Genomic DNA, 26,041 nt, shown 5'->3' on the forward strand with positions numbered 1-26,041 from the left:
CAATCAAGATTGCAGCGCGTCGGCCATGCGATCCAGCTTACCGCGGACAGAGCCGTCGATAACCAGATCACCGGCCTTGATGAGCACCCCGGCCATCAAGGACGCATCCATGCTGCAATTCAGCTTCACTTTGCGCGCGAGACGTTTTTCCAGAGAAGCCTGAATATTGGCTTTCTGCTGGTCGGTCAGTTCGATCGCCGAAATCACGTCAGCCTGAACTTCTTTATCCAGTTCAGCCTTGAACGCGACAAATTCAGCAAGGACCGCCGGCAGCACACCCAAGCGACCATTCTCAGCCATTACCCGGATCAGGTTCTGGCCATGCTCGTCGAGTTGCTCACCGCAGACGCCCACAAACAGGTTTGCGAGCTCTTCGGCAGCCACAGAGCCGTGTACCAGGTTGTGAATGGTCTCGTTCTCCGCTACTTGTGCAGCGAAGCCGAGCATCCCCAGCCACTGGTCAACCGCCTTGTGCTCAACGGCAAACTCGAAAGCAGCCTTGGCGTAGGGGCGAGCGATTGTAGTCAGTTCAGACATAGCCCCGTTCCCGTTACAGTTCTGCTACCAGTTTGTCGACGATGTCGCTGTTGGCAGCCTGGTCGATGTGGCGCGCCAGGATCTTCTCTGCGCCCGCAATGGCAAGAGCAGCAACCTGCTTGCGCAGTTCTTCTTTGGCGCGATGACGTTCAGCGTCGATCTCGGCACGGCCCTGAGCCAGGATTTTTTCCCGCTCAGTGTGTGCTCCAACAGCCGCCTCATCAATGATCTGGGCTTTACGTTTGTTAGCCTGTTCAATGATTTGTGCGGCCTGGAGCTTGGCTTCTTTCAGCTGATCGGTGGCGTTGGCCTTGGCCAAATCCAGATCTTTCTTGGCGCGTTCTGCGGAAGAGAGACCATCAGCGATAGCTTTCTGACGAGCCTCGATGGCTGCCATCAGGGGCGGCCATACAAACTTCATGCAGCACCAGACAAAAATGATGAAAGCAAGTGTCTGACCGAGGAGGGTGGCATTGATACTCACAACCAAGACCTCTCTATATGAAATTTAAAAAGAAAGTGATAACAACAGCATCACTTATCAGGCTGCAACCCCGAAAATCAGGTACAGAGCCATACCGACCACGATCATCGGGATTGCGTCGACCAGACCCATTACGATGAAGAAGTTGGTACGCAGGATAGGCATCAGGTCAGGCTGACGAGCAGCACCTTCCAGGAACTTGCCACCCAGCAGAGAGATGCCGATAGCGGCACCGACAGCGGCCATACCCAGCATGATTGCAGCGGCGAAGTAAATCATTTCCATCTTTATATTCTCCAAACAGAGCTAGTAAACGTAACAGGATTAATGGTCTTCACTGGCCATCGACAAATAGACAATGGTCAACACCATGAAGATAAAGGCTTGCAGAGTAATTACCAGAATGTGGAACAGCGCCCAAGGCACGCTAAGCAGCCATTGGGACCACCACGGTAGCAGACCGGCGATCAGGATAAATACCAGTTCACCGGCATACATGTTACCGAACAGACGCAGACCCAGAGAGATGGGTTTGGACAGCAGGGTAACCAACTCCAACGCGAGGTTAACAGGGATCAATGCCCAGTGATTGAAAGGGTTGAGGGTCAACTCTTTCACAAAGCCCGAGACACCTTTCATCTTGATACTGTAAATGATGATTAAGGCGAAGACTCCCAGAGCCATGGACATGGTGATGTTAACATCGGCGGAAGGAACTACTCGCAAGTAGGGGATGCCCAGCACTTGTGCCGTGTAGGGCAGGTAGTCAACCGGGATGAGGTCCATCAGGTTCATCAGGAAAACCCAGATGAACACGGTCAGCGCCAGCGGAGCGATCAGCTTGCTCTTACCGTGGAAGATACCCTTGACGGTGTCATCCACAAACTCGACAACCATTTCTACAAAACACTGAAGCTTGCCCGGAACACCGCTGGTCGCAGTCGCGGCCACCTTGCGGAATATCCAGATAAACAGAGCGCCGAGGATAACGGAAAATATCATGGAGTCGATATTTACCGTCCAGAACCCCGAACCCACTTGCAGATGGTGCAGGTGGTGGGAGATGTATCCCTGAGTAGTCAGGGCTTCTCCGGTTGCAGCCATGAGTTTTCCTAGTAGCGGTTATTGAGAACGATCGTGATGACCCATTGGAAAAACAGGGAGAGCGCATAAGTGACATAAAGGGGGAGATGTTCCACCTCGACGTACAGGAGCACTGTCACGAAGAGTGCGACAGTACTTACCAGCTTGATCCCTGCTCCAACACAAAAATCCCACAACACCCAGCCCGCACTCCCGGGGCCAAGCTTCCGGCTCAACGTAAACAGACTGAACAGGAGTTGTGGAATCAGATATACGCCTCCCCCATAGAGGGACGCGTATCCGGCCGGAATGCCTCTTAGATGAGCCCAAGTGGCACTCACAGCCAGGATCAGGGTAAGTTGGCAAGCAAGTATAGCCAAGGCCAGTGTCAAACCTTTCCAGGCTAATTTCTGCTCCACCAAATGCCCCCTGAACATTACAGAACTGTAAAAATCGACATGTTGACACGCACGAAATTACAGCCCCAAAAGCCGGTCAAATTATACCCTTGAAGGCGGTGATTGCAATATGACAAAAACCCTTAATTTTTGCGGCTTTCCGCACAGAATTAAGGTTATGTTCATATCAAAAGGAATGGATGTTTTATTACTACAAAAAGCGTAAAAATCACGATTCCGACAGGCCAAAATAGCCCAAAATACGGTCCAAGTCGGTTAAATCCCCGTAACTTATTACTAACTTTCCGCTATCTTGCTTGCCAACCTGTAACTGAACCTGGTTGCCAATTTTTTCCGACAGCTGGCGCTCGAGATAACCAAACTGTGGATCGCGCACGGGTTCAACCTTGGCTTTTGCCGGTTCCAGCGCTTTTTGCACCAGTTTCTCGGTATCTCGCACTGTCAGCCCCTTCTGCGCGACCAGCTTGGCCAGTTCGGACTGGGCCTGACCACTCAGGGCCAGCAGGGCACGGGCGTGGCCCATGTCGAGATCGCCGTGCTCGACGAAACGCTTTACGTCATCGTTGAGCTGGTTGAGGCGCAACAGGTTGGTGACTGTGGTGCGGGACTTGCCCACCGCCTCGGCCACCTGCTGGTGGGTCAGTTCGAACTCGGTCAGCAGCCGCTGCAGGGCAACCGCCTCCTCGATGGCATTGAGATCTTCGCGCTGGATGTTCTCGATCAGGGCGATGGCGACGGCGGCCTCGTCAGGCACATCCTTGACGATGCAGGGCACAACGTCGAGGCGGGCCAGTTGGGAAGCTCGCCAGCGCCGCTCACCGGCGATGATCTCGAAGGACTGCTCGCCGAGGGGGCGCACCACGATCGGCTGGATCACGCCCTGGGCGCGAATGGAATTGGCCAGATCTTCCAGCGCATCCTGCGACATATCCTTGCGCGGCTGGTACTTGCCGGACTGCAGCCACTCCACCGGCAGCCTGCGCAACTCACCCTGATTGGTGGGGGCCATGGCCTCTTCGGTACGCTGGTCGCTCATCACCTGTTTCTGGCGCGCGGCCGTGCTGGTGCTGAGCAGGGCGTCCAGACCCTTGCCCAGTCCACGTTTTTTCGGCGTCATATGCTCTCTCGGTCTGCGATGGTCACCGGACGTTCCTGCTCCTGGCGGCGCAGCATTTCGCCCGCCAGCGCCAGATAGGCCTTGGCGCCCACCGATGATTTGTCATAGTGCATGGCCGGGGCTCCGAAACTCGGGGCCTCCGCCAGTCTTACGTTGCGGGGGATGATGGTGCGATAGACCTTGTCCCCGAAATGCTGTTTCAGCTGATCGGACACATCATTGGCCAGCCGGTTGCGGTGATCGAACATGGTGCGCAGCACCCCTTCGATCTTCAGATCCGGATTGACCACGGCTGCCAGCTTGCTGATGGTGTCCACCAGAGCGGTGAGCCCTTCCAGTGCATAGTATTCGCACTGCATGGGCACCAGCACGGAATCGGCGGCGGCCATGGCGTTCACGGTCAGCATGTTGAGAGAAGGCGGGCAGTCGATGAAGATGTAGTCGTATTTGTCCCGTACCGAGGCAATGGCGTTGCGCAGTCGGATCTCGCGGGCGAAGAATTCCATCAGACGGATTTCGGCCGCGGTCACGTCGGCATTGGCGGCGATCAGGTGATAGCCCCCCGAGGTTTCGGGGATGATCACTTCAGCGATGGGGGCATCTTCGATCAGCAGCTCGTAGGCGGTGCGCTCGACTTCGTATTTGTCGACGCCGCTGCCCATGGTGGCATTGCCCTGGGGATCCAGATCGATCACCAGCACCTTGCGCCGGGTAGCGGCCAGGGAGGCGGCCAGATTCACACAGGTGGTGGTTTTACCCACTCCACCCTTCTGGTTGGCTATGGCGATGACTTTTCCCACACTATCCCCTAAATGAAACTGCGACCCTATTCGGGCTGGATATGTTTGAATTCCAGCAGATGACGTTCGCCTTCCAGTTCCGGTACCCGCAATTCATGACAGGCTACCAGACGGATATTGGCAGGCAACTGGGCCAGCTCCTGCTCGGGATATTGCCCCTTGAGCGCCAGGAAGCTGCCCTGTTCGGACGGCAGATGGTGACACCAGCTCAGCATGTCCTCCAGCGAGGCAAAGGCCCGACTGAGCACACAATCAAACCCCACGTCAGGCTGGTACTCTTCCACCCGGGATTTGACTGGCGTCACATTGGTCAGGCCCAGCTCCTGGATCACCTGGCGGATAAAGTTGATCCGCTTGCCCAGACTGTCGAGCAGCACGAACTGCTTGTCAGGATTGATGATGGCCAGTGGCAAGCCAGGCAGCCCAGGACCTGTCCCCACATCGATGAAGCGCTCACCGTGCAGGTGAGGGCTCACCACCAGGCTGTCGAGGATATGCTTGACTAGCATGGCGTCGGGATCACGCACCGAGGTGAGATTGTAAGCCTTGTTCCACTTGTGCAGCAACTCGACAAGCTGAACCAACTGGGTCTTTTGGGTATCGGTGATAACAATACCGGCCTGCATGAGCAGGCCGTTCAATCTTTGCAGCATGGAGATCCTCAGGCGGTTTTACGCAGCAGGCCGTGTTTTTTCAGGTGAACCAGCAGGATGGAGATGGCCGCCGGTGTGATACCGGAGATGCGGGAAGCCTGACCAATGGTCTCGGGCTTGGCATCGTTGAGCTTGGCGATCACCTCGTTGGAGAGACCGTTGACGTCGCGGTAGTTCATGTCCAGCGGCAAGAGCGTGTTCTCGTTGCGTAACTGCTTCTCCACCTCGTCGTACTGACGCTCGATATAACCGGCGTACTTGATCTGGATCTCCACCTGATCAGCGGCGGCGTGATCGTTCAGCGCCGGACCAACCCCTTCGATGGCCATCAGCGCATCGTAGGTCACTTCGGGGCGACGCAGCAGCTCTTCCAGGTTCTGCTCACGGGTCAGCGGCGTGTTGACCAGGGCGTTGACCGCTTCCAGTGACGGATGTTGCGGGTGGATCCAGGTCGAACGCATGCGCTGACGCTCCAGCTCCACCTGTTCCATCTTGATATTGAACTTGCCCCAGCGCTCGTCATCCACCAGACCCAGCTCGCGGCCAATGGCGGTCAGACGCAGGTCGGCGTTGTCTTCCCGCAGCAGCAGGCGATATTCGGCGCGGCTGGTGAACATGCGGTAAGGCTCGCGGGTCCCCAGAGTGGAGAGATCGTCCATCATCACGCCCATGTAGGCCTGATCCCGGCGGGGATGCCAGGGATCCTTGTCCTGGGCACGCAGACCGGCATTCAAACCGGCCATCAGGCCCTGGGCCGCGGCTTCTTCGTAGCCAGTGGTGCCGTTGATCTGGCCGGCGAAGAACAGGTTGCCGATGCACTTGCTCTCCATGTTGGCCTTGAGATCCCGGGGATCGAAGAAGTCATACTCGATGGCATAGCCGGGGCGTGTGATGTGGGCATTTTCGAAACCACGAATGGAACGCACTATCTGCACCTGCACATCGAATGGCAGGCTGGTGGATATCCCGTTCGGATAGAGTTCGTGGGTCGTCAGGCCTTCCGGCTCGACAAAAATCTGGTGGGCCGTCTTGTCCGCGAAGCGAGTGATCTTGTCCTCGATCGACGGGCAGTAACGAGGACCAATCCCTTCGATCACCCCGGCGTACATGGGGCTGCGATCCAGGTTGTTGCGGATCACATCGTGGGTGCGCTCGTTGGTATGGGTGACGTAGCAGGGCACCTGGCGTGGGTGCTGGCTGGCATCGCCGATAAACGAGAAGACAGGGCGCGGATCATCGCCGTACTGCGCCTGCATCACGGAGAGATCGACGCTGCGGGCGTCGATCCGTGGCGGCGTCCCGGTTTTGAGACGATCGATGCGCAGCGGCATCTCGCGCAGCCTCTGAGCCAGGGCGATCGAGGGAGGATCCCCGGCGCGGCCGCCCTTGTAGTTTTCCATCCCGATGTGGATCAAGCCGTTCAGGAAGGTCCCGACCGTCAGCACGACTGTCTTGCCACTGATGCGGATCCCGCTCTGGGTGACGACACCAGCAACACGATCCCCATCCATGATCAGATCATCACAGGCCTGCTGGAAGATCTTCAGGTTGGGATAGTTCTCCAGCATCTGGCGAACAACGGCTTTGTAGAGCAGTCGATCCGCCTGAGCACGGGTGGCTCGTACCGCTGGCCCCTTGGAGGAGTTGAGGGTACGGAACTGGATCCCGGCAAAATCTGTGGCTCGCGCCATGATCCCGCCGAGGGCGTCAACTTCCTTGACCAGGTGTCCCTTGCCGATCCCGCCGATCGCCGGATTACAGGACATGTGTCCCAGCGTATCGATGTTGTGGGTCAGTAACAGGGTATTCAGGCCCATACGGGCTGCCGCTGTTGCTGCTTCGGTTCCTGCATGACCGCCACCAACGACGATCACATCAAATTGTTCATGGTATTGCATTGGGGATCACCTTGATCTGCACGTCTGAAGATCGTTGATTGCCTGGGCTGAGGGGCTGAACATTCTATCTGTTTCGCGCCCTGAGGGGAACGTCTACTTAACGTTCAGAATGAAGGGAGGATCTACTTAATAGATCTTAAGGATCTTTAGATCGATCTTTTATTGGATCTTTTATTAGGATCCGCCTTTTCTGTTGATAAGCACTTTTTGATCATAAAGATCATCGTGTTAAAGACGATCCTAGCTTGTGGAAAAGCTTGGATCCTGGGGCCGTGAACCAGGGTATAACCAGTGCTTTTATACACAGGTGGCTAGCGGGTTGGATCTCATACATGGATAACTATAGGTTTTGCAGAGGTTTACACGGTAGTTATGCACATTACCCCTGGGCATTGTGGGTAACCGTGTAGAACAAGTCGTCAGGATCAATCTGTTAATAACTTGGTGGATAGCGATCTGGGGATAAACGGGGAGATCAAGGCTTTTTTACCGGATCTCCCACCTCCTGATCAGGCGATCATCTGCATCCAGCCCTGGATCCAGGCCTCAGCGGCATCTTCAGGGATCTCATGCTGGGTCACATCTATGTCGAGACGATCCCCGATCCGGCTGGCGCCACATTCGCTCAGCAGCAGATCCAGCGTCTTGCCACCCTGGCAGAAGGTGTCATAACTGCTGTCGCCGAGGGCGATCACGCCATATTTCAAGGCATTAAGATCCGGATGCTGCTCGGCAAGATCCTTGGCTAAGGGTTGCAGATTGTCGGGCACATCACCGGCACCGTGGGTGGAGGTGACCACCAGCAGTATGGCGTCCGGCTCGGCCAGCACTTCGGTCAGGCTGGCTGGATTGTGGATCTTGGCCTGATGGCCCGCCTGTTCCAGCAGGTTGGCGACGTGGTCTGCGACATATTCGGCGGCGCCCAGCATGGAGCCGACGACGAGATTGAGTTTGGCCATGGAATGGATCCTGAGTTCAGACAAAGAAACGGAAAGCCGAATTCTACCGCCAAAGGGTGTGGATAAATATGGATAAAGCTTGGGGATAATGGATCCTCTTTTCTTTTCCTATATAAGGCAGGATCCCCCGTTTTTCGTCTGCCCCGGATCTTTTCCTCGGAAATGCCCCAGTCTGATCCCTCCTTTTTCTGCCCGACAGCTACTGCTTTGATACGTTAGGTAACAATGCAGATGCAAATGATTAGCAATTATTGAATCGATTCGATCATTGCTCCTGTAGTAGCATTGCGCTGCTTTATTCGCCTGAGGAACCGGGCAGACCAGCTTGATCGGTCACCAATAATAAGAAACCAGAAACAACTCATTGATATTTGAGACACTTATATGATTGCGCAAAAAAAACACCCTGACCGCAGCGATGCTAAAGAGAGGGGCACAGCAACTGCTGCCGCTCTCCTGCCTGCTGGCAAGCCTGCCAGTACTGGCCGAACAACCGAAAGAATTACCAAAAGCCAGCGAAACCATGGTGGTGACAGGTACCGCCATGAAGGTGGAAGTGCCGATGGCCGAGACGCCACGGGCCGTCTCAGTGGTCAATCGTGAGGAACTGGATCAGCACGCCGTGCTGAAACTGGACGAAGCGCTGCGCTACCGCTCCGGTGTGCTCTCCCAATCCTACGGATCCGACAACGATGCCGACTGGTTCAAGGTGCGTGGCTTCGATGCCGCCTCCTATCTGGATGGCAATCGCCTGTTCAGCACCGGCTACTATGTGTGGACGCCAGAGCCGTTCGGTCTGGAAAGCGTGGAAGTGCTGAAAGGGCCCGCCTCGATCCTCTACGGCGAGGCGCCTCCCGGCGGCGTGATCAATGCCATCAGCAAGCGGCCGACCGCCACCCCGCAGGGGCAGCTGGATCTGCAGATGGGCAGCCGGGATCTTCGCCAGATCGGGGTGGATGTCTCGGATGCATTGACCGACAACAGTCGCTACCGTCTGGTCGCCCTCTATAGCGAGCGTGACGGCGTGCTGAACGATACTTATAACGATAGGGTTTATCTGGCGCCAAGCGTCACCCTGGATATCTCGGATCGTACCAGCCTGACCCTGCTGGCCAGTTTCAAGCATGACGAAGGTGTGCCGACCAACGGCTTCTTCCCTGTCTATGGCACTCTCAATACCAGCGGTGGCCAGATAGATCCCTCCACCAACCTGAGCCAGCCGGATTACGATCGCAATCGCAACACCCAGATCTCCGCCGGTTACGAGCTGGCCCACCAGCTCAACCAGACCTGGGAGTTCAAGCAGAACGTCCGCTTCAACTACAACGATCTGCTGCTGCGCCAGACCTATATTTTCCCGACCTATGAAGGCACGACCGCCTACCGTGGGCTTGTCTACCGGGATGGTGACACCAAGAGTGCCACCATGGATAACCAGATGGTGGGTTACTGGAACACGGACAGCACGGAGCAGACCTTGCTGCTGGGGCTGGATCTGCAGCGTCACGTCAACGAAGGTCAGGAAGCCGACAACTTCGGCATGGGTTCCATCAATACCATGAACCCGGATTACAGCGGCTTCCCCGGTTTTGACGAATCGACCACCACCCACCAGAAGAGCACCAAGGGCCAGAGCGGCCTCTATGCCCAGCACCAGATCCGCTGGGACGATCGCTGGTTGCTGACCGGTGGTGGCCGTTTCGACTACGTGGAGACCCACAACATCAGCGAAGCCAAGAGCAAGGAGGAGAAGCAGTACGATCACGAGCTCTCCCTCTCCGGCAGCCTGATGTATCTGGCCGACAACGGTCTCTCTCCTTATATTGCCTATGCCGAGTCGTTCGAGGTATTGCCCGGGATAGATCCCAATACCCAGAACTCCTACAAGCCGCTCAAGGGCACCCTGTATGAGACTGGCGTCAAGTACGCCCCCAGCTTCCTAGACGGTTACATCAATCTGGCCCTGTTCGATTTGGAGCAGACCAACTCGCTCGTCTCTACAGGATCCGGTCAGCAGACCCAGGCCGGCGAAGTGACCTCCCAGGGTGTCGAGCTGGAAGGCAGCGTGCAGGCCACAGAGGCGCTGCGTCTCACCGCTGCTTATACCTACACGGATGCCAAGACCAACGACACCGGCAAGGGTGATCGCCGTGCCAGCCTGATCCCGCGCCATATCGCCTCCTTCTGGGGCAACTACAAGGTGCAGCAGGGAGTTGCTTCCGGTCTGGAACTGGGAACCGGCGTACGTTATGTCGGCTCCAGTGTCGGCATAGGCGCCGTGGATGCCAGCTACAACCCCATCTATGGTTCGGCCCAGGTACCGGCCCATACCGTATGGGATGCGATGATCGGGTATGACTTTGCCAAGAACTGGCGAGCCCAGCTCAACGTCAACAACCTGCTGGGTGAAACCTACGTGGCCAGCTGTGACTACTACTGCTACTACGGCGAGCCGCGCAGTGTGGTGGGCAGCATCAACTACCGCTGGTAACAGAGGTCGGGCGGGAGTCGTGACTTCCGCCCTTTTTTCCCCGCATACAGGCCCGTCATGGAACTCTTGTCTCTGGTTTACCGCCAATATCGTTGGCCCTTCATCGCCATAACCCTGCTCAGCCTGCTCAGCGCAGTGAGCGGGATCGGCGTCATTGCCTTTATCAATCAATCTCTTGTCGAATCAATCGGCGATCCGCTGCCGGTACTTGGCCAACTGCTTGGCCTGATCCTGTTGCTGCTGGTGATCACACTCGGATCTCAATTGGCCCTGACCACACTCGGTCATCATTTCGTCTACCGGTTGCGGGGCCGTCTGCTCAAGCAACTGCTGGATACCGATGTCGCCCGCATTCGCCAGCTTGGCCAGGGGGCGCTGCTGGCATCCCTCTCCAGCGACATAGGCCAGATCACCATCGCCTTCGTGCGCCTGCCCGAGCTGGTGCAGGGGCTGGTGCTCACTGTTGGTTCGGCCCTCTATCTCGGCTGGCTGTCACCGGCCCTGCTCGGCGTCACAGCACTCTGGGTCACCGTCACCATGGTGGTGGGCTGGCTGCTGGTGAACCGTGTTTATCGCCATCTCTCCCACATGCGCCAGGCGGAGGATCGCCTTTATCAGAACTATCAGGCCATCATAGCGGGCAGCAAAGAGCTGGCGCTCAATCGCGAGCGGGCTCACTTCGTTTACCACCAGCTCTATGAGCAGAACGCCCGTGACTATCGCCAGCAGATCATCCGTGCCGACACCTATCACCTGAGCGCGGTGAACTGGTCGAATATCATGATGCTGGGAGCCATAGGCCTGGTCTTCTTCCTGGCCAATGGCCTCGGCTGGGCCAACACCAATGTGGCCGCCACCTTTGCCCTGACCCTGCTGTTCCTGCGCACTCCGCTGTTGCAGGGGATAGGCGCCTTGCCGACCCTGCTTTCCGCCCAGGTGGCGTTCGACAAGATAGCCGCACTGGCGCTGGCCGAGCCGGATCCCGACTTCCCGCTGCCACCGGCACCCCACACCTGGCAACGCATCCAGCTGGAGCAGGTGAGCTTTCACTATCAGGGGGAGGGTGGCTTCGCTGTGGGCCCCATCAATCTCACCATAGAGAAGGGGGAGCAGGTCTTCATCATTGGTGGCAACGGCTCCGGCAAATCGACCCTGGCCATGCTGCTGACCGGTCTCTATCAGCCTGTGTCGGGCCGGATCCTGCTGGATGGTGAACCCATAACGGATCGCAACGCCTATCTGGCGCTCTTCTCCGCCATCTTCACCGACTATCACCTGTTTCAGCATCTGCTGGGGCCTGAGCCCAAGGCTGAGCTGATCGCCGAGTGGCTGGATCGGTTGCAGATGGGCAGCAAGCTCGCCATAGAGGACAACTTTATCGCCGATATCAGCCTCTCCCAAGGGCAGCGCAAGCGGGTCGCCCTGCTGCTGGCACTGGCTGAGCAGCGCGAGGTGATGCTGTTTGATGAATGGGCCGCGGATCAGGATCCCCAGTTCCGTCGCATCTTCTATCAGCTGCTGCTGCCGCGCCTCAAGGCGATGGGCAAGACGGTGATCGCCATCAGCCACGATGATCACTACTTCCCGCTGGCCGACCGCTTGCTGGAGATGCGTCAGGGCCAGCTCACCGAACTGACTGGTGAACGGCGCGAGCAGGTCAGCCGGGATGCCGTCGCCCATCTGGATTGCGAGGTGCCGGCTTGATACCGGCGCCGATGAGACTGGCATCAGGCCAGCACAGGAACAGCTTATGTTTGAGATGAAAGCCGCCAGCTTCGCGGTAAACGACCGCAAGCTGCTGCACCCAACGGACCTGCGTTTCGAGCAGGGACAGGTCTATGGCCTCATCGGCCACAACGGCTCGGGCAAATCCACCCTGCTCAAGCTGCTGGCGCGCCAGCAGCCCCTGAGTGAGGGCGAGATCCTGTTCGATGGCAAACCGCTGACCGATTGGGGCAACCGGGAGTTCGCCCGTCAGGTGGCCTATCTGCCCCAGCATCTGCCGAGCGCCGAGAACCTGCTCGGCCGGGAGCTGGTGGAGATGGGGCGCTATCCCTGGCGCGGCCTGCTTGGCCGGATGGGAGCAGAGGATCAGCGTCAGGTCGACAGGGCCATCGCTCTCACCCATACCGAAGGTTTTGCCGATCGGCTGGTGGATACCCTTTCCGGTGGTGAGCGGGGAAGGGTATGGCTGGCCATGCTGCTGGCCCAGGAGAGCCGCTTCATCCTGCTCGACGAGCCGCTGGCCGCGCTGGACGTGGCCCATCAGGTAGAGGTGCTGACTTTGGTCAGGCAGCTCAGCCGTCAGCTCAACCTCGGCGTCATCATAGTCATCCACGACATCAACATGGCCTCCCGCTTCTGCGATCGGCTGGTGGCGCTGCACTCGGGCCGTCTGCTTACCCATGGCGAGCCTGAGCGGATCATGACCAGCGAGACCCTGCACGCCATCTATGGCATTCCGATGGAGGTCATGCGCCATCCGGCCCATGCCCATGCCATCGCCATCGTTTAGATAAGGCTTGTTATCCCGATGAGTTTATTTGTACCCATATCACTGCAGACTGGCGAGACCCTGCACTCCATGTACCATGGCATCCCGATGGAGGTCATGCCCCACCCGGCCCATGCCCATGCCATCGCCATCATCTAGCTAGGACAGCTATCTTGATCTCTTCATTGAAAAGGGCCGGCTGGCTGCTCTGCCTGCTGGCTCCATTGGGATTGCAGGCCAGTCCGGCGAGCCAGAGTGCCGCCACCGATACCGCTCGGCCGAGTGAGCGCACACAGGTACCACGGATTGCCACCGTCGACTGGACCATAGCCGAAACCCTGCTGGCGCTCGGGGTGACCCCGTTGGCTGTGGGGGATGTCAGCGCCTACCGCGCCTGGGTCGGCGAGCCGCTGCTGCCGGCCGATGTGGTGGATATAGGCCTGCGGGCTCAGCCCAATCGCGAGCTGCTGGCCGAGTTGAAACCCGATCGCATCCTCATCTCCCCGCTGGCGGCGCCGCTGGCACCGACCCTGTCCCGCATCGCCCCCGTGCAGTCCATCGCCCTCTATGATCCACAAACTGATCTGTGGCAGCGGCTCCATGAGGCGACCCTGACCATAGCGGCGCTGGTGAAAAAAACGGTCGAGGCGAACGTGCTGCTGACCGATTTGAATCGGGATCTCGAGCAGATGAAACAGACCCTGCCGGCGGAGCTGCCGCCCCTGCTGGTGGTGCAGTTCATCGATGAGCGCCATGTGCGGGTGTTCGGCCACCACAGCCTGTTCGAGGCCGTGATGCAGCGACTCGGCCTGCGCAATGCCTGGCAGGGAGAGACCAATGCCTGGGGCTTCTCGGTGGCCAGTCTCGAGCAGTTTTTATCCATACCGGAGGCCAGGTTGGTGGTAGTAGATCCCATTCCGGTCGGGGTGAGCGAACGGCTGCAGGAGCCCGGTCTGTGGCAGCATTTGCCGCTGGTGCAACAGGCTCCGGTACTGCATCTGCCCGCAGTCTGGAGCTTCGGTGGCGTACTTGCCGCCCGTCGCTTCGCCACCTTGCTCAGCGAGGCATTGCAGAAGGATGCCAGGGGAGATCGCCAATGAAACATTTATTTCCATCCCCGTTGCAGCGACCGACCTTGATCCTGCTGGGGCTGACCCTTTCGCTCGCTTGCTGGGAGCTGGCCCGCCAGTTGCCGAGCGTGCTCTGGTGGCAGACCCTCTTTGCGCCCAATCTGGATGATGCCCGTCAAGCCGTGGTCCATTTCAGCTGGTTGCCCCGCTTGACGGTGACCCTGCTGGCCGGGGCCGCCCTTGGTCTGGCCGGTACCCTGATGCAGCAGGTGCTGCGCAACCCGCTTGCCTCACCGACCACACTGGGGGTGGCTTCCGGCGCCCAGCTGGCGTTGATGATGGTGACCCTGTTTGCTCCCTCCTGGTTGCTGCTGGGGCGGGAGTGGATCGCCATGGCCGGTGGCAGCCTCGCCATGGCGCTGGTGTTTGCCCTGGCCTGGCGCCGTCAGCTCAATCCCGTCGTCATCGTCTTCGCGGGGCTGGTGATCAACCTCTATCTGGCAGCCATCAGCATGGGGCTGCTGCTGTTTTTTCAGGAGGAGTTGAAAGGCTTGCTGGTGTGGGGCAGCGGTTCTCTGGCCCAGAACAGCTGGAACGGAGTGAGCTACCTGCTGCCACGGCTGCTGGTGGCAGGGGGGCTGGCGGCTGCGCTGGTGCGCCCGCTGGCTGTGCTTGAACTGGATGATGCCAGCGCCCGCAGTCTGGGGGTCTCCCTCCAACACTTGCGACTGGCGGGGCTTGGCTTGGCGGTATTTGTCACCGCCTGCGTGGTGAGCGTGGTGGGGCTGATCGGTTTCATCGGGTTGGCCGCACCTGCCATGGTGCGCTTGCTGGGGATCCGTCAGCTCGGTCAGCGGTTGCTGTGGGGGCCTGTTTTGGGGGCTCTGCTGCTGGCAGCCACCGATCTGTTGCTGCAATCCGTCAGTCGATTCTGGCCCATGCTGATCCCGACCGGTGCCATGACGGCCCTGTTGGGGGCGCCGCTCTTGCTCTGGCTGATCCCGCGACTTTCCTTGAAGTCGGGCACACCCAAAGCGAGTACCGGTTTGCTGGTAGCACGACATCCGGCCCCGACTCGCCTGATCACCTTGCTGCTGCTCGGTTTGGGGCTCGCCATCATAGGCTCTCTGCTGTTCGGTCAGGGAATGCACGGCTGGAGCTGGCCAAGCTGGCTCAGGTGGCAGGCCCAGCTGGAGTGGCGGCTGCCGCGCACTCTGGCGGCGGGGGCTGCCGGGATCTTGCTGGCGCTGGCGGGCACCCTGCTGCAGCGGGTCAGCAACAATCCCATGGCGAGTCCGGAACTGCTGGGGGTGAGTGGTGGCACCTTCATGGGAGTGATAGCGACGGCACTGCTGCTGCCTGCCTTGCCATTGCCCATGATGCTGCTTGGGGGCTTGATCGGGGCCTTCAGTTGCCTCTTGCTGCTGGTGCTGGTCAACCGCAAGCATGGCTTCCAGCCGGAGCGGATCCTGCTGTCCGGCATCGCCATCACGGCGCTGTTCGAACCATTGCAGGCCATAGCGCTGGCCAACGGCGACATGCGGGTGCAGCAACTGCTCTCCTGGATGTCCGGCTCTACCTATTACGTCACCCTGCCGGTGGCTTATGGACTGGTGGGACTGGCGGTATTGATGCTGGCTGCCTGCCTGCTCATCAGCCGCTGGCTCGATCTGTTGCCCATGGGACCGGCACTGGCAACCGCATTGGGAATTCGCCTCAACCGTGCCCAGCTCGCCATACTGCTGCTGGTGGCCGTGCTCACCGCCAGCGCCACCCTGGTGGTGGGGCCGCTCTCCTTCGTTGGTCTGCTGGCCCCGCACATGGCCAAGCTGATGGGGCTGGTACGGGCGCGCTGGCACCTGCTCGGTGCCGCCGCTTCCGGTGCCCTGTTGATGGTGTCAGCGGACTGGATCGGCCAGCAGATCCTGTTCCCGCAGGACGTGCCGGTCGGGCTGGTCTCCACCCTGTTAGGGGGCGCTTACTTCATGTGGTGCCTGCGCCGCCTCTAGGTGTGTGGATGACACATGCACAAAAAAAGAGCCCGGGATAATCCCGGGCTCTTTTTTTCAGGGCTGGCGCCGACTCATGTGCCGAGGCAGACAGCCAACTCAGAATGCCAGTGAGGTGGACAGAAGGAAGGTACGTGGAGAACCCAGTCCGCCGGACAGCCCGCTGCCGTCGCCACCGCTCCAGGAGCCGAGCCAGTAGGCATGATTGGTGAGGTTTTGCACCGAGGCTCGCACCGTCACCTCCTTGGTGGCAATCTTGGTGGTGTAGCGGGCCCCCAGGTCGAAGGTGGTGTAGGGGGAGAGCGACATGCGGTTGTCATCGGTGACATAGCGCTTGCCGACAAACTGGGTATTGCCGGTCAGCGTGAGCCCGGGCAGGGCGGCGAGGTCGTATTCCAGCCCCAGCTTGGCCATCACTTTGGGCACCCCGGTCGCCTGGTTGCCTTCATTGGCCTTGTTGAGGGCCTTGGTCAGCTCGGCCTGGGTATAGGAGGCTCCCCCCAGCAGGCGCAGTTCCGGAGTCAGTTCGCCAAACAGATCCCACTCAATCCCCCGGTTGCGCTGTTCACCGTAGATCCCATAGACATTGCTGACCGGATCCGTGTAGGCGCTCGGTTTGGCTATCTGGAACAGGCTCAGTGTGTGGGCGAACTGACCCAGATCCAGCTTGGCGCCAACCTCATACTGCTTGGTCTGGTAGGGCTTCATGATTTCACCCGCATTGCTGGCCGTGGTGGGTGCCGTGCCCCCCTGGCCCAGCCCCTCTATGTAGTTGGTGTAGAGGGAGAGGTCATCCCGTACCTTGACCAGAATGGCGGTGGCTGGCGAGAGCCGGCTCTCGTCATAGTGGGAGGTCTGCGCGCCGCTGGCTCCATAGTTGGTGCTCTCCACCGTCTGGTGTCTGGCGCCGACTGTCCACTGCAGGTCCCCGTCCAGGAAGGAGAGGGTGTCCACCAGGGCGACACTTTCCAGCTTGGCGTCGCTGCTGGACGTCACTGCGCCAAAACCGCTCTGATCGGGGGCCGAGCCAAAATCGAGGTGGTCATAGTTGGTGATTGTGTGGTTGGGATACATGCGATCCTTGAAGCTGAGCTCCGAGGTGTAGTGCGTGGCAGCCAGTGACCAGGCGTGATCGACAGGGCCCGTGCCGAGGTTGCCGCGCAGACCGGCTTCGCCCGAGCGTTGGGTGCCGTCCCGTTCGGAGCGAATGGCCATGGCGTTGATGTCCCCCGCATTGTTGAGCAGGGTATTGCGGGTGATCAGGGCTCTGTATCCCCCCTCTCGCTGGCCCCATGCGGCAAAGGCCGTCAGCGAGTCGGTCAGGTCGTACTCCCCCCGCAATACGGCTGCCCTGGTGTCATTGATGGTGTAGGCCCAGGGCGGAGCCAGTGAATAGTCACCTTTTTTGGCTGTGGGCAGTTGGGTGACAGTGCTGGCGATGGAGTAGATGCTGAAGTAGTTGACCCCATCCACCTCTTCATGTTGCCGATAGAGATCGAGGGAGGCGCGGGCCCGCTCGTTGCGCCAGTCAAAACCAATGGAAGTCAGCTCCATCTTGTGCTGCTGGTCATTGACCGGGGTGTCACCATCGCGGTAGACGCCATTGAAGCGCACCCCCCACTGTTTTTCTTCCCCGAAACGGCGACCGAGATCGAGATGCACGCCGCCGAGCCCGTCTGATTCATAGGTGGCGGTCACCTTGGCCAGAGGATCCTTGCCGGCGCGTTTGGGCACTATGTTGATGCTGCCCCCCACGCTGCCGTCTGGCGGCATGCCGTTGAGCAGCACGGACGGGCCCTTGAGCACGTCGACCCGCTCGGCCATCTCGGTCGAACTGCGCATGTTGGGCGCCATGCCGATCAAACCGTTGAAGGTCATGTCACTGGCCGTGGTGCTGAAGCCACGCATGTAGAAGGTTTCGAAGACGCTGCGTTTGCTCGGCACATAGATGGATGCATTGGTGGCACCGGCGAGGGAGCCGATATCCTGTGCCTGCTCGTTCTCTATGTACTCTTCTGTGTAGCTGACGGTGTTGAACGGGGTATCCATGAAGTGCTTGTTGCCAAGCAATCCGACCCGACTGTCAGAGGCCACCTGGCCACCGGCATAGGTCTGACGCCCTTGCACCACCATGACCTCATCGGCACTGACCCCGGCTTGTCGGCGAACCTTGTAGCGTCCCTCTCCCGCAGGCTCGGCCACCAGATCGTGACCACTCAACAAGAGGGCCAGACCCTGGGGGGGACTGTATTGGCCTGCCAGCCCGGGACTGATCATCCCTTGCAGGGTTTTATCATCGAGCTCCAGGCTGATACCTGTCTCGGACGAGAAGGTCTTGAGCGCCTGGGCCAGAGAGCCAGCCGGGATACTGAGGTTTTTTGTGGCCGTGACCGACTGCTCCGGGGATTGTGCCTGCGCCGATGGGGCAAGGCCGAGCAGCAGTGTGCCACTGACACCGGCCAGAATGGCCAGACGTGCGGCCACACCCAGCTTGTTCAAGGAAAAGCGGGGAGCGGTTTGTGCCAGAGGGGGATGGGCGAGCGCCGCAGGATGCAACAGATGGGGCTTTAACATTCAGGATTCCTTTCTATTCGAGGAGGTGATTGATTGTCTCCTTCTGTTTTCCGAACGAGACTTTACAATCCTCAAATAAAAATGAATATCATTTGTATCTTTGTGGCCCGGCAGTATAACGACCAGTGATTCAGCCGCGACAGCCGGGCAAACAACGTGATCCTGTCAGCTGCGGTAGCCTGTCATCACTTCATCGGCAATGCGGGTCAGACAGGTCACGCTGGCCGTGCAGAGATACCAGGTTTCCGGGTCGACAAAGATGACCTTGCCACTTTTCCACGCCTTGGTCTGGCGCAGCAGGGGGTTATCCAGGCTCTGGGCATTGAGTGCCGCCCGTCGCTCCATCACGGCCGTCCTGTCAATCACATAGAGGATGTCCGGATCCGCCTGCTGGATGAACTCGTTGGAGATGGGCTGCCCATGGGTGCCTGTTTCCCTGTCAGGACCCGCCGGCTGAACCCCAAGGGTATCGAAGATGAAGCCATACCGTGAGTGTGTGCCGAAGGAGGTAAAGGCGCCGTTATTGTGCAGCACTATCAAGGCCTTTTCCGGTCGGTTCCGGGTCACTTCACGCACCTGGGCTATCTTGTCGTCTATCTGCTGAACCTTTTCGCGCGCCAGCTCCTCTTTACCCAGTATCTTCCCGAGGGTGAGCAGGTGAGCCTTGGCGGTTTCCAGTACATGCCCCTGGTGATTGGTCATGTCGATGTCGTAGTGCAGGGTCGGCGCTATCCGGCTCAGCTCCTGATAACTCAGGGCTTGCAGGGGGGAGATCAGGATGAGATCCGGCTTGAGTTTGTGCAGTCGCTCCAGATTGGGTTGTATGGTGGTGCCCACATCCATGACGTTGGGATCGTCTTTGTATTTGCTGAGGAAGTGAGCCACATAGTCTTTGGCGATGCCCGCCACGGGGGCGCCCAGCTGATCCAGGGTATCCAGTTCACTCATGTCGAAAGCCACCACCCGCTCCGGGCGGTGGGTTATCCGTGTCGTACCCAGCTGGTGTTCGACAGTGACAATGGGATCGTTTGCCGAGGGTGTCTGTGCCGCCGATCCTGATGCGGCGTCATCACACCCCATCAGGCCAGCGGCCGCCACCAGCAATATTCCGTGTACTGCATATGCCTTGTTCATCCTCATAGCGATTCTCCTGACAGGGATGGGTTGAAGTAGTTGCAGACGAAGCCGTTTTGACTCGGCAGTATCTCGAAGTCCAGTTCATACAGGTCTTGCAGACAGGCACGGGTGACCACCTGGCTAACCGGGCCGCTGTGGGCGATGGCGCCTGCTTTCATCGCGACTATGTGGTCGGAATAGTTGGCGGCAAAGTTGATGTCGTGTACCACCAGAATGACGGTGCGGCCCTGTTCATCACAGAGGCGCCGTATGGCCTGCATGATGTTGACCGCATGCTTCATGTCCAGATTGTTGAGGGGTTCATCCAGCAACAGGCAGTCGGTCTGCTGGGCAATGGTCATGGCCAGAAACGCCATCTGTCGCTGACCACCGCTGAGCTCATCCAGATAGGCCTTGCGCAGTGGCTCAAGAGCCAGAAAATCAATGGCGTCATCGATTGCCCGCCGGTCCTGGCGGGTGAGGGCTCCCTGGCTGTAGGGGAAGCGCCCGAAAGAGACCAGCTCGTCAACGGTCAGGCGCAGCCCGACGTCCGGTGACTGGCGCAGGGTCGCGACCCGTCTGGCATAGTCGCGGGTGGGGATCTGCTCGATATTGATCCCGTCCATCAGAATTCTGCCCCGGCTGACGGTGAGCAGCCGGGCAATCGACATCAGCAGCGTGCTCTTGCCTGCGCCATTGGGCCCGATCAGCGAGGTGACCTGGCCAGCGGGAAAGGTCAGGGTGACATCGCGCAGCACTGGCTTGTCACCGTAAGTCTTGTGAACATGCTCCAGGGTGATCATGAGGTGCCTTTCGTTTTGACCATGAGGGCGAGAAAGTAGGTGCCGCACACCAGGTTGATAAGGATGCTGACCGTGGTGCGGTAGTTGAACAGCTGCTCCACCAGAAACTGGGCGACGATAAAAATGGCGATGGCAATGGCGCAGCCCAGCGGCAGGGTGACCCTGTGGCGGAAGGTGTGTGCCAGCGCATAGGTGATGTTGGCCACGAATACCCCCATGAAGGCCGTTGGTCCCACCAGGCTGGTGGAGACGGCCACCAGCACGGCGATCAGGGCCAATTGCAGCCTCACTGTATGCCGGTAATCCACTCCCAGCGAGATTGCCTGGTCACGGCCCAGGGAGAGCACATCCAGCACTGCCAGCCGTCGGCGGGTCATGATGCCGACCAGGGTGATCAAGGCGGCGCCGAACAGCAGTTGTCCGGGCTGTACCCGGTTGAAGGTGGCGTAGCTGAAGCCCTGCAGGATGGAGAACTCACCCGGGCTGGTCTTGAGCTGGATGAACTGGGTAAAGGTGCCGAGCACCATGGTCAGCACCAGGCCCGCCAGCAGCAGCTGATAGAGGTTGGTCTGCCCCTCCCTGAACAGCCAGCGATGGACTATCCAGGAGTAGCCCAGCATGAACAGCAGTGACAGCAGCACGTTTTCCTGCCGGTCCAGCAGGATCAGGCTCTGGCTGCCCAGCGTCAGTACCAGTACGGCTTGCAGCAGCAGATAGACCGCCTCGTAGCCCATGATGGCGGGAGTCAGGAGCCGGTTGCCCGCCAGCGTCTGGAACGTCACAGCCGATACCGCGATACAGATGCCCGCCAGCCCGATGGCGGCAAGACGCATCAACCTTTGGGGGATCACATAGTCGAAGTCCAGATCCGACCCCACCAGCAGAAACAGCAAGGCCAGTACTATCACCAGCGCCCAGATGCCATAAGGGATCAACAGGTGCTTCATGCGCGTCTCCACAGGATCATCGACAGGAACAGCACGCCCCCCACGCTGCCGGCGGTCAAGCCTATCGGCACCTCGAAGGGGTAGATCAGCAGACGGCCGAGAATGTCGCACGCCAGCAGCAGCAGGGCGCCGCTCATGGCGACGATGGGCAGGGTTTTCTTCAGGTGCTCACCGTAATGCATGGCCACCAGGTTGGGAATGACCAGACCGACGAAGGGGATGGCCCCCACCGTGATGACGGTGGCGGCTACCGTGACCGCCACCAGCACCAATCCCAATGCCGCCGTTGCCGAATAACGCAGTCCCAGGCTGGTGGCCGCCTCTTCCCCCATGCCCAGCACTGTGAAGCGATGGGCATAGAGATAAGTGAGCACGGTAATGGGCAGGATCAGATAGATGATCTCGTAATTGCCTTCGACCACCTTGGAGAAATCCCCCAGCAGCCAGCCCTGTATGCTTTGCAGTATGTTGTGTCTATAGGCATAGAACTCGGCGATGGCGCTGAGCACGCTGCCATACATGAGGCCAATCACGGGGATCAGCACAGTATTCTTGAACTGAATGCGCCGTATGATGGCGATGAACAGCAGGCTGGACAGAAAGCAGAACACCAGCGCCACCAGCATCCGCCCCGTGGTGCCGGTTGAGGGGAGCTGGGTCAGTGCAATCAGGATGCCGAGTTTGGCGGCATCCAGCCCACCCGAGGTGGCCGGTTCCACAAACTTGTTTTGCACTATCTGCTGCAATATGACCCCAGACACCGACAAGCCGGCCCCGGTGAGCAGGAGTGCCGCCAGTCGGGGCAACCGGCTGGCGGTAAGGGTCAGCCAGCTGTCGCCCGAGAAGGACCAGAGTGCCGCCAGGGATATCTGTTTGACCCCTACCAGCAGGGAGAGGCCACTGAGCAGGATCAAGAGGGTGGGCAGTACCGCTGGTCTCAAGAGGTGGCCTCGTCACGGACGGCGCGGGTGATGCGCCATCCCTTGGCGGCTTGCCGTTGTGCCAGGAAATGGGCATAGGGACCGGACTGGCGGCTGAGTTCGGCATGGGTGCCCTGTTCGCGTACCTTGCCCTCTTCCAGTACCAGTATCTGGTCTGCCATCTCGACCGTCGACAGCTGGTGGGCGATGACAATCAGGGTTCGTTTCCCTCGCAGACGCGCCAGCGCCTCGGCGATGGCGGCCTGGTTCTCCGCATCCAGGGCTGCCGTGGCCTCGTCGACCAGCAGTATGGGGGCATCCTTGATCAGGGCCCGGGCGATGGAGATACGTTGCCGCTCACCGCCAGAGAGGCGGGCACCCCCTTCACCCACCTGAGTTGCCAGACCCTGGGGCAGGCGCTCCAGGATCTCGCTCACCCCGGCTTGCCTTGCCGCGATCAAAACCTCTTCATCGCTGGCATTCGGTTTGCCGATGCGGATGTTGTCGGCAATCGAGCCCTGGAACAGGTAGGCATCCTGGAAAATCTGGCTGATCTGGTTGGCCAGTACGTCGCCGGTTATCTCCCTGACATCCACGCCACCCACCTTGACTTCTCCCTGGCTGACATCGAAAAAGCGTGCAATCAGCCTCAGCAAGGTGGTTTTCCCCGAGCCGGATGCCCCGACCAGCGCCGTCATGCTGCCCGGTTCGACTCTCAGGCTGACGTCACTGAGCACGGAGGGTTGATTTGCGGCATACCGGAAGCTGACGTTGCACAGCTCGACCGAGGCATCGGTCGGGATGCGTGGTGAGTGCGGGGCCGACTGGGGAGCTTGCGCAAAGATGTCTCGCAAGGCATCCAGCTGTCCACGGACGCTGCGCAGGATATCGCTGTAACTGGCCACATCGAGCAAGGGATCGATGAAACGGTTTATCAGCACCAGGGCCATCAGGGCGGCAATCAGCCCCTCTTTGTCCACGCCAGCGCCTGCATTTCCCTGCAACCACAGGGTCGCGGCGATCAGCAGGGCGGCAAAGCCGGCTTGCACCGCCCAGAGATTGAGTCCGGATGAGAGGGCAGTGAGCTGGATAAGTTTTTTGGCAGATTGCTGTTGCTGCGAGATGGCCTGCTCGAGGAAGCGGGTACCGCCGCGCTCGCCATTGAAGGCTCGCAGCACGGATTGTGCCTGCGCGAATTCGACCATGCGCTGGCTGGTGGAGGCGGCATTGCGGTGGAACTTCAGGTCAGCCGCTTGATTGAGGCGGCCAGTGAACCAGAACACCCCCACCATGAGCGGCAGGGCGACCAGCGCCACCAGCCCCAGGGTCAGGTTGATGGCAAACAGAGCCGCCAGCACTACCAGGGGTATGAGGGAGCCGGTCAGCAGCGGGGTAAACACATGGGCCGGGAGCTGGGCGATTTCCATCATCCCCTGTGATGCCGCGTGATTGAGCCGGGCTGTGTTGGCAGGGGTAAACCAGCCGATGGGCAGGCTGCCGACGTGCTCGCCCAGCTGATGGCGACCCGTCTGGAGGACGGCAATGCCGACCGCTATCCCCGCCTTTTCCACCTTGCGCCTAAGGTACCAGCAGAGCACCACCCCCAGCAGCTGGACGAACAGCCAGCTGGCTGCGCCGTTTACCTCTCCCAGCAACAAGTGCCTGAGCACAGGGATCAGGGTGACTATGGTGAGGCCGCAACACAGGCTGTAGATCACTGCCAGCCAGCCATAGCGACGCAATATTGCTGTGTCATCGTCCAGCAGACGAACAAAGGTCTTCAGCATTGGGGAACCACCTCTTCATGCTCGGGGGATTGTCTTTTCTCTACGGGAATGGCCTTGTCATAGCGGCCCTGGGCCCACAAGCGGGCATAACGGCCATTGAGTGCCAGCAGCTCGTCGTGCCTGCCCTGTTCGCAGAGGGTACCGTTGTCGATCACCAGGATTTGATCGGCGTTCATGACGGTGTCGAGTCTGTGTGCGATGACGACCAGGGTACGGCCATGGGCAAAGGCCGAGAGCGCCTGTTGCAGCTTCACCTCGTTGTCGGCATCGGCCGCCGCCGTGGCTTCGTCAAGCACCAGCACAGGCGGGTCGAGCAGCAGGGCACGGGCTATGCTCACCCGTTGCAGTTCCCCACCGGAGAGCTGCGCATCCTCTCCGACCACTGAGTCGTATCCATGCGGCAGCGCCAGAATGCGATCGTGGATATTGGCGAGCCGTGCGACGGCTTCAACCTCTGCCCGGGTGGCGTTCGGACGACCCAGCGCTATGTTGTCGTGCAGACTGGCGTGAATGAGGCGTACATCCTGCAAGACAAAGCCGATGTGTCGATAGAGCTGGGCGCTGTCCATTTGTCTGAGATCGACCCCGCCAAGGGTGATCCTCCCAGCATCCGGATCGAAGAAGCGAAGCAGCAGGCGTGCCAGTGTGGATTTCCCCGAACCGGATGCACCGACAATGGCAGTGACGGTGCCAGGCTGCAGAGTGAAGTTGATGTCGGTCAGCACCTGTACCTGATCGTCATAGCCGTAGCTCAGTTGCTCGACCCGGATCTCCCCGTTTGCCGGCTGCTGGGAGTCGGTTGCAGCAGTGGTGTCCAGCACGGGAGTCTGCAGCAAGGCATGCACCCGCTGGGCAGCGCCGGTCGCATTGTTCAGGTCATGGGTGAGGTAGCTCAATAGCAGCAGGGGGGCGCAAAGCCCTGGGGCCACCAGCACGAATGGCAGCACATCGGCTGGCGCTATCCAGCCGGCACTGACCAGCACGACGCCCCCGGCCAGCACGACACCGAGCACGGAGGCTGGCGCCATGATGGCGTTGGCATTGGCCATGGCGCTGACCAGGGGGCGGGTAAACGCCTTGAAGGCATCGGCAAAGGCATCGATGGCTTCGCGGTAGCTGTTGTGGAGCTTGCCCTGAACACCGAATGCCTTCACTACCGGAATGCCGCTGACAAACTCGACCACGGCGTTGTTGATCCGCGCCATGCCGGCACCGAACTGCTGCATGTTGGCGGCGCTGGCGCTGTGCGCCCTGGCGGAGAATAGGAAGAAGAGGGGAAAGGGCAGCAGCGAGATGATGGCCATGCGCCAGTCCATGAAGAACAGGTAGGCAATCGAGATGGCAACGGCACCGGCGCTACGTCCCATGGTCGTGAAGAAATGGGCCGTCAGGCTGTGCAGTGTGCCTATGTCATCTTGCATCGCCTGTTTCACTTCACCCGATGCCCGGGCCGTGAACCAGCCCAGCGGCACTCTGGCCAGGCGGCGGGTCAGCGCCTGGCGCAGATAGCCAGTGATGCGGTTGTCGGCGAGGTGAGCGACCAGATCGCCCGCGGAAATGAGCGTCATGCCCAGAAACAGACTCGCCAGGCTGGCACCGACAATCAGCCAGAGTTTTTCAAGCTCCCACCCAGCACCCTCCTGGTCGAGCACCAGCTGTGCAATCCGGGTGATACCCGCCAGGGGAACCAGTGTCAGCATGGAACCAACGGCGGCGAGCAGGGCGGCAGCCAGCAGCCGGCCTCGGATAGGTGAAAGGACTCGGGCAATCGGACCCGCGGCTTTGGAATCAAGGATGAACTCGTCGTCTACCTTCATGAATACTTCTCCACTGTGGGGTGATGGCGGCCATGTCCCACCGTCTCGTTTGCATTGGGCTGA

The 26,041-nt window shown here is 59.6% G+C and carries 22 protein-coding genes and 1 pseudogene; 6 read left to right on the top strand and 17 right to left on the bottom strand.

All coding sequences use genetic code 11. The features are described from left to right. Window positions 1-3 precede the first annotated feature (3 nt). From atpH to mioC, 10 genes are all read right to left on the bottom strand, one after another. Entirely contained in the window at window positions 4-537 is a 534-nt protein-coding gene (gene atpH, locus GWQ31_RS15190; protein ID WP_005319621.1) for a F0F1 ATP synthase subunit delta, read from the bottom strand. Window positions 538-550: 13 nt separating this feature from the next. Further along, window positions 551-1,021 carry a F0F1 ATP synthase subunit B gene (gene atpF / locus GWQ31_RS15195; protein ID WP_005319619.1) on the bottom strand — a complete coding sequence of 157 codons (471 nt, stop codon included), beginning with the start codon at window positions 1,019-1,021 and terminating at the stop codon, window positions 551-553. 57 nt (window positions 1,022-1,078) lie between these two features. Continuing rightward, window positions 1,079-1,321 (bottom strand): F0F1 ATP synthase subunit C, encoded by a 243-nt coding sequence (atpE, locus tag GWQ31_RS15200; protein WP_005319616.1) that lies wholly within the window; start codon window positions 1,319-1,321, stop codon window positions 1,079-1,081. 24 nt (window positions 1,322-1,345) lie between these two features. Then, window positions 1,346-2,125, bottom strand: a complete 780-nt coding sequence (gene atpB / locus GWQ31_RS15205) for a F0F1 ATP synthase subunit A (RefSeq protein ID WP_005319615.1) — start codon at window positions 2,123-2,125, stop codon at window positions 1,346-1,348. Window positions 2,126-2,133: 8 nt separating this feature from the next. After that, window positions 2,134-2,541 carry an ATP synthase subunit I gene (locus tag GWQ31_RS15210; RefSeq protein ID WP_005319613.1) on the bottom strand — a complete coding sequence of 136 codons (408 nt, stop codon included), beginning with the start codon at window positions 2,539-2,541 and terminating at the stop codon, window positions 2,134-2,136. Window positions 2,542-2,731: 190 nt separating this feature from the next. Next, a complete protein-coding gene (locus GWQ31_RS15215; protein ID WP_021139940.1) occupies window positions 2,732-3,640 on the bottom strand; it encodes a ParB/RepB/Spo0J family partition protein in 909 nt (302 codons plus the stop codon). Then, window positions 3,637-4,440: a ParA family protein gene (locus tag GWQ31_RS15220; protein WP_021139941.1), complete on the bottom strand. Its 804-nt coding sequence runs from the start codon at window positions 4,438-4,440 to the stop codon at window positions 3,637-3,639. The genes GWQ31_RS15215 and GWQ31_RS15220 overlap by 4 nt, the downstream gene beginning before the upstream one ends. A gap of 26 nt (window positions 4,441-4,466) precedes the next feature. After that, window positions 4,467-5,093 (bottom strand): 16S rRNA (guanine(527)-N(7))-methyltransferase RsmG, encoded by a 627-nt coding sequence (gene rsmG, locus GWQ31_RS15225; protein ID WP_021139942.1) that lies wholly within the window; start codon window positions 5,091-5,093, stop codon window positions 4,467-4,469. Between the two features lie 8 nt (window positions 5,094-5,101). After that, a complete protein-coding gene (gene mnmG, locus GWQ31_RS15230) occupies window positions 5,102-6,991 on the bottom strand; it encodes a tRNA uridine-5-carboxymethylaminomethyl(34) synthesis enzyme MnmG (RefSeq protein WP_275909707.1) in 1,890 nt (629 codons plus the stop codon). Between the two features lie 509 nt (window positions 6,992-7,500). Then, complete coding sequence (gene mioC / locus GWQ31_RS15235) at window positions 7,501-7,950, bottom strand: FMN-binding protein MioC (protein WP_265462928.1); 450 nt, start codon at window positions 7,948-7,950, stop codon at window positions 7,501-7,503. A gap of 418 nt (window positions 7,951-8,368) precedes the next feature. Here mioC and GWQ31_RS15240 point away from each other — a divergent pair, with 418 nt between their 5' ends. The 6 genes and pseudogenes from GWQ31_RS15240 to fhuB all read left to right on the top strand — a co-directional run bounded on the left by GWQ31_RS15240 (window position 8,369) and on the right by fhuB (window position 16,014). Next, window positions 8,369-10,441: a TonB-dependent siderophore receptor gene (locus GWQ31_RS15240; protein ID WP_275909708.1), complete on the top strand. Its 2,073-nt coding sequence runs from the start codon at window positions 8,369-8,371 to the stop codon at window positions 10,439-10,441. Window positions 10,442-10,498: 57 nt separating this feature from the next. Then, window positions 10,499-12,145, top strand: coding sequence for a multidrug ABC transporter permease/ATP-binding protein (locus GWQ31_RS15245; protein ID WP_275909709.1), 1,647 nt, complete (start codon window positions 10,499-10,501; stop codon window positions 12,143-12,145). A gap of 46 nt (window positions 12,146-12,191) precedes the next feature. Beyond that, a complete protein-coding gene (locus GWQ31_RS15250; RefSeq protein ID WP_256686374.1) occupies window positions 12,192-12,956 on the top strand; it encodes an ATP-binding cassette domain-containing protein in 765 nt (254 codons plus the stop codon). Window positions 12,957-12,998: 42 nt separating this feature from the next. After that, a pseudogene (locus GWQ31_RS21745) lies at window positions 12,999-13,094 on the top strand (Fe3+-hydroxamate ABC transporter ATP-binding protein FhuC); the annotation flags it as partial. Between the two features lie 17 nt (window positions 13,095-13,111). Next, entirely contained in the window at window positions 13,112-14,035 is a 924-nt protein-coding gene (locus tag GWQ31_RS15255; RefSeq protein WP_275909737.1) for an ABC transporter substrate-binding protein, read from the top strand. Beyond that, complete coding sequence (fhuB, locus tag GWQ31_RS15260) at window positions 14,032-16,014, top strand: Fe(3+)-hydroxamate ABC transporter permease FhuB (RefSeq protein WP_275909710.1); 1,983 nt, start codon at window positions 14,032-14,034, stop codon at window positions 16,012-16,014. The genes GWQ31_RS15255 and fhuB overlap by 4 nt, the downstream gene beginning before the upstream one ends. Before the next feature lie 99 nt (window positions 16,015-16,113). Here fhuB and GWQ31_RS15265 read toward each other — a convergent pair whose 3' ends face one another. The 7 genes from GWQ31_RS15265 to GWQ31_RS15295 form a co-directional block, all read right to left on the bottom strand. Beyond that, on the bottom strand, window positions 16,114-18,588 hold the full coding sequence (locus tag GWQ31_RS15265; protein WP_275909711.1) for a TonB-dependent receptor: 2,475 nt from the start codon (window positions 18,586-18,588) through the stop codon (window positions 16,114-16,116). 165 nt (window positions 18,589-18,753) lie between these two features. Further along, entirely contained in the window at window positions 18,754-19,728 is a 975-nt protein-coding gene (locus GWQ31_RS15270; RefSeq protein ID WP_275909712.1) for a siderophore ABC transporter substrate-binding protein, read from the bottom strand. Continuing rightward, a complete protein-coding gene (locus GWQ31_RS15275) occupies window positions 19,725-20,507 on the bottom strand; it encodes an ATP-binding cassette domain-containing protein (protein ID WP_265452146.1) in 783 nt (260 codons plus the stop codon). The genes GWQ31_RS15270 and GWQ31_RS15275 overlap by 4 nt, the downstream gene beginning before the upstream one ends. After that, window positions 20,504-21,439, bottom strand: a complete 936-nt coding sequence (locus GWQ31_RS15280; RefSeq protein WP_345893589.1) for an iron chelate uptake ABC transporter family permease subunit — start codon at window positions 21,437-21,439, stop codon at window positions 20,504-20,506. The genes GWQ31_RS15275 and GWQ31_RS15280 overlap by 4 nt, the downstream gene beginning before the upstream one ends. 11 nt (window positions 21,440-21,450) lie before the next feature. Continuing rightward, entirely contained in the window at window positions 21,451-22,395 is a 945-nt protein-coding gene (locus GWQ31_RS15285) for an iron chelate uptake ABC transporter family permease subunit (RefSeq protein ID WP_059112332.1), read from the bottom strand. Beyond that, complete coding sequence (locus GWQ31_RS15290; RefSeq protein ID WP_275909714.1) at window positions 22,392-24,161, bottom strand: ABC transporter ATP-binding protein; 1,770 nt, start codon at window positions 24,159-24,161, stop codon at window positions 22,392-22,394. The genes GWQ31_RS15285 and GWQ31_RS15290 overlap by 4 nt, the downstream gene beginning before the upstream one ends. Then, window positions 24,155-25,978: an ABC transporter ATP-binding protein gene (locus GWQ31_RS15295; protein ID WP_275909715.1), complete on the bottom strand. Its 1,824-nt coding sequence runs from the start codon at window positions 25,976-25,978 to the stop codon at window positions 24,155-24,157. Before GWQ31_RS15295 ends, GWQ31_RS15290 begins: the two co-directional genes overlap by 7 nt. Window positions 25,979-26,041 lie beyond the last annotated feature (63 nt).

Source organism: Aeromonas sp. 2MA4 (genome assembly GCF_029237305.1).
In the GTDB taxonomy this organism is placed as follows: domain Bacteria; phylum Pseudomonadota; class Gammaproteobacteria; order Enterobacterales; family Aeromonadaceae; genus Aeromonas; species Aeromonas salmonicida.

Bases quoted from the DNA above. Each gene is read 5' to 3' on its own strand.
- rsmG (WP_021139942.1), bottom strand. From the start codon at position 5,093: ATGCTGCAAAGATTGAACGGCCTGCTCATGCAGGCCGGTATTGTTATC.
- mnmG (WP_275909707.1), bottom strand. From the start codon at position 6,991: ATGCAATACCATGAACAATTTGATGTGATCGTCGTTGGTGGCGGTCAT.
- GWQ31_RS15240 (WP_275909708.1), top strand. From the start codon at position 8,369: ATGCTAAAGAGAGGGGCACAGCAACTGCTGCCGCTCTCCTGCCTGCTG.
- GWQ31_RS15250 (WP_256686374.1), top strand. From the start codon at position 12,192: ATGTTTGAGATGAAAGCCGCCAGCTTCGCGGTAAACGACCGCAAGCTG.
- GWQ31_RS15215 (WP_021139940.1), bottom strand. From the start codon at position 3,640: ATGACGCCGAAAAAACGTGGACTGGGCAAGGGTCTGGACGCCCTGCTC.
- GWQ31_RS15275 (WP_265452146.1), bottom strand. From the start codon at position 20,507: ATGATCACCCTGGAGCATGTTCACAAGACTTACGGTGACAAGCCAGTG.
- atpH (WP_005319621.1), bottom strand. From the start codon at position 537: ATGTCTGAACTGACTACAATCGCTCGCCCCTACGCCAAGGCTGCTTTC.
- GWQ31_RS15290 (WP_275909714.1), bottom strand. From the start codon at position 24,161: ATGCTGAAGACCTTTGTTCGTCTGCTGGACGATGACACAGCAATATTG.
- GWQ31_RS15295 (WP_275909715.1), bottom strand. From the start codon at position 25,978: ATGAAGGTAGACGACGAGTTCATCCTTGATTCCAAAGCCGCGGGTCCG.
- GWQ31_RS15270 (WP_275909712.1), bottom strand. From the start codon at position 19,728: ATGAGGATGAACAAGGCATATGCAGTACACGGAATATTGCTGGTGGCG.
- atpB (WP_005319615.1), bottom strand. From the start codon at position 2,125: ATGGCTGCAACCGGAGAAGCCCTGACTACTCAGGGATACATCTCCCAC.
- mioC (WP_265462928.1), bottom strand. From the start codon at position 7,950: ATGGCCAAACTCAATCTCGTCGTCGGCTCCATGCTGGGCGCCGCCGAA.
- fhuB (WP_275909710.1), top strand. From the start codon at position 14,032: ATGAAACATTTATTTCCATCCCCGTTGCAGCGACCGACCTTGATCCTG.
- GWQ31_RS15245 (WP_275909709.1), top strand. From the start codon at position 10,499: ATGGAACTCTTGTCTCTGGTTTACCGCCAATATCGTTGGCCCTTCATC.
- GWQ31_RS15210 (WP_005319613.1), bottom strand. From the start codon at position 2,541: ATGTTCAGGGGGCATTTGGTGGAGCAGAAATTAGCCTGGAAAGGTTTG.
- GWQ31_RS15265 (WP_275909711.1), bottom strand. From the start codon at position 18,588: ATGTTAAAGCCCCATCTGTTGCATCCTGCGGCGCTCGCCCATCCCCCT.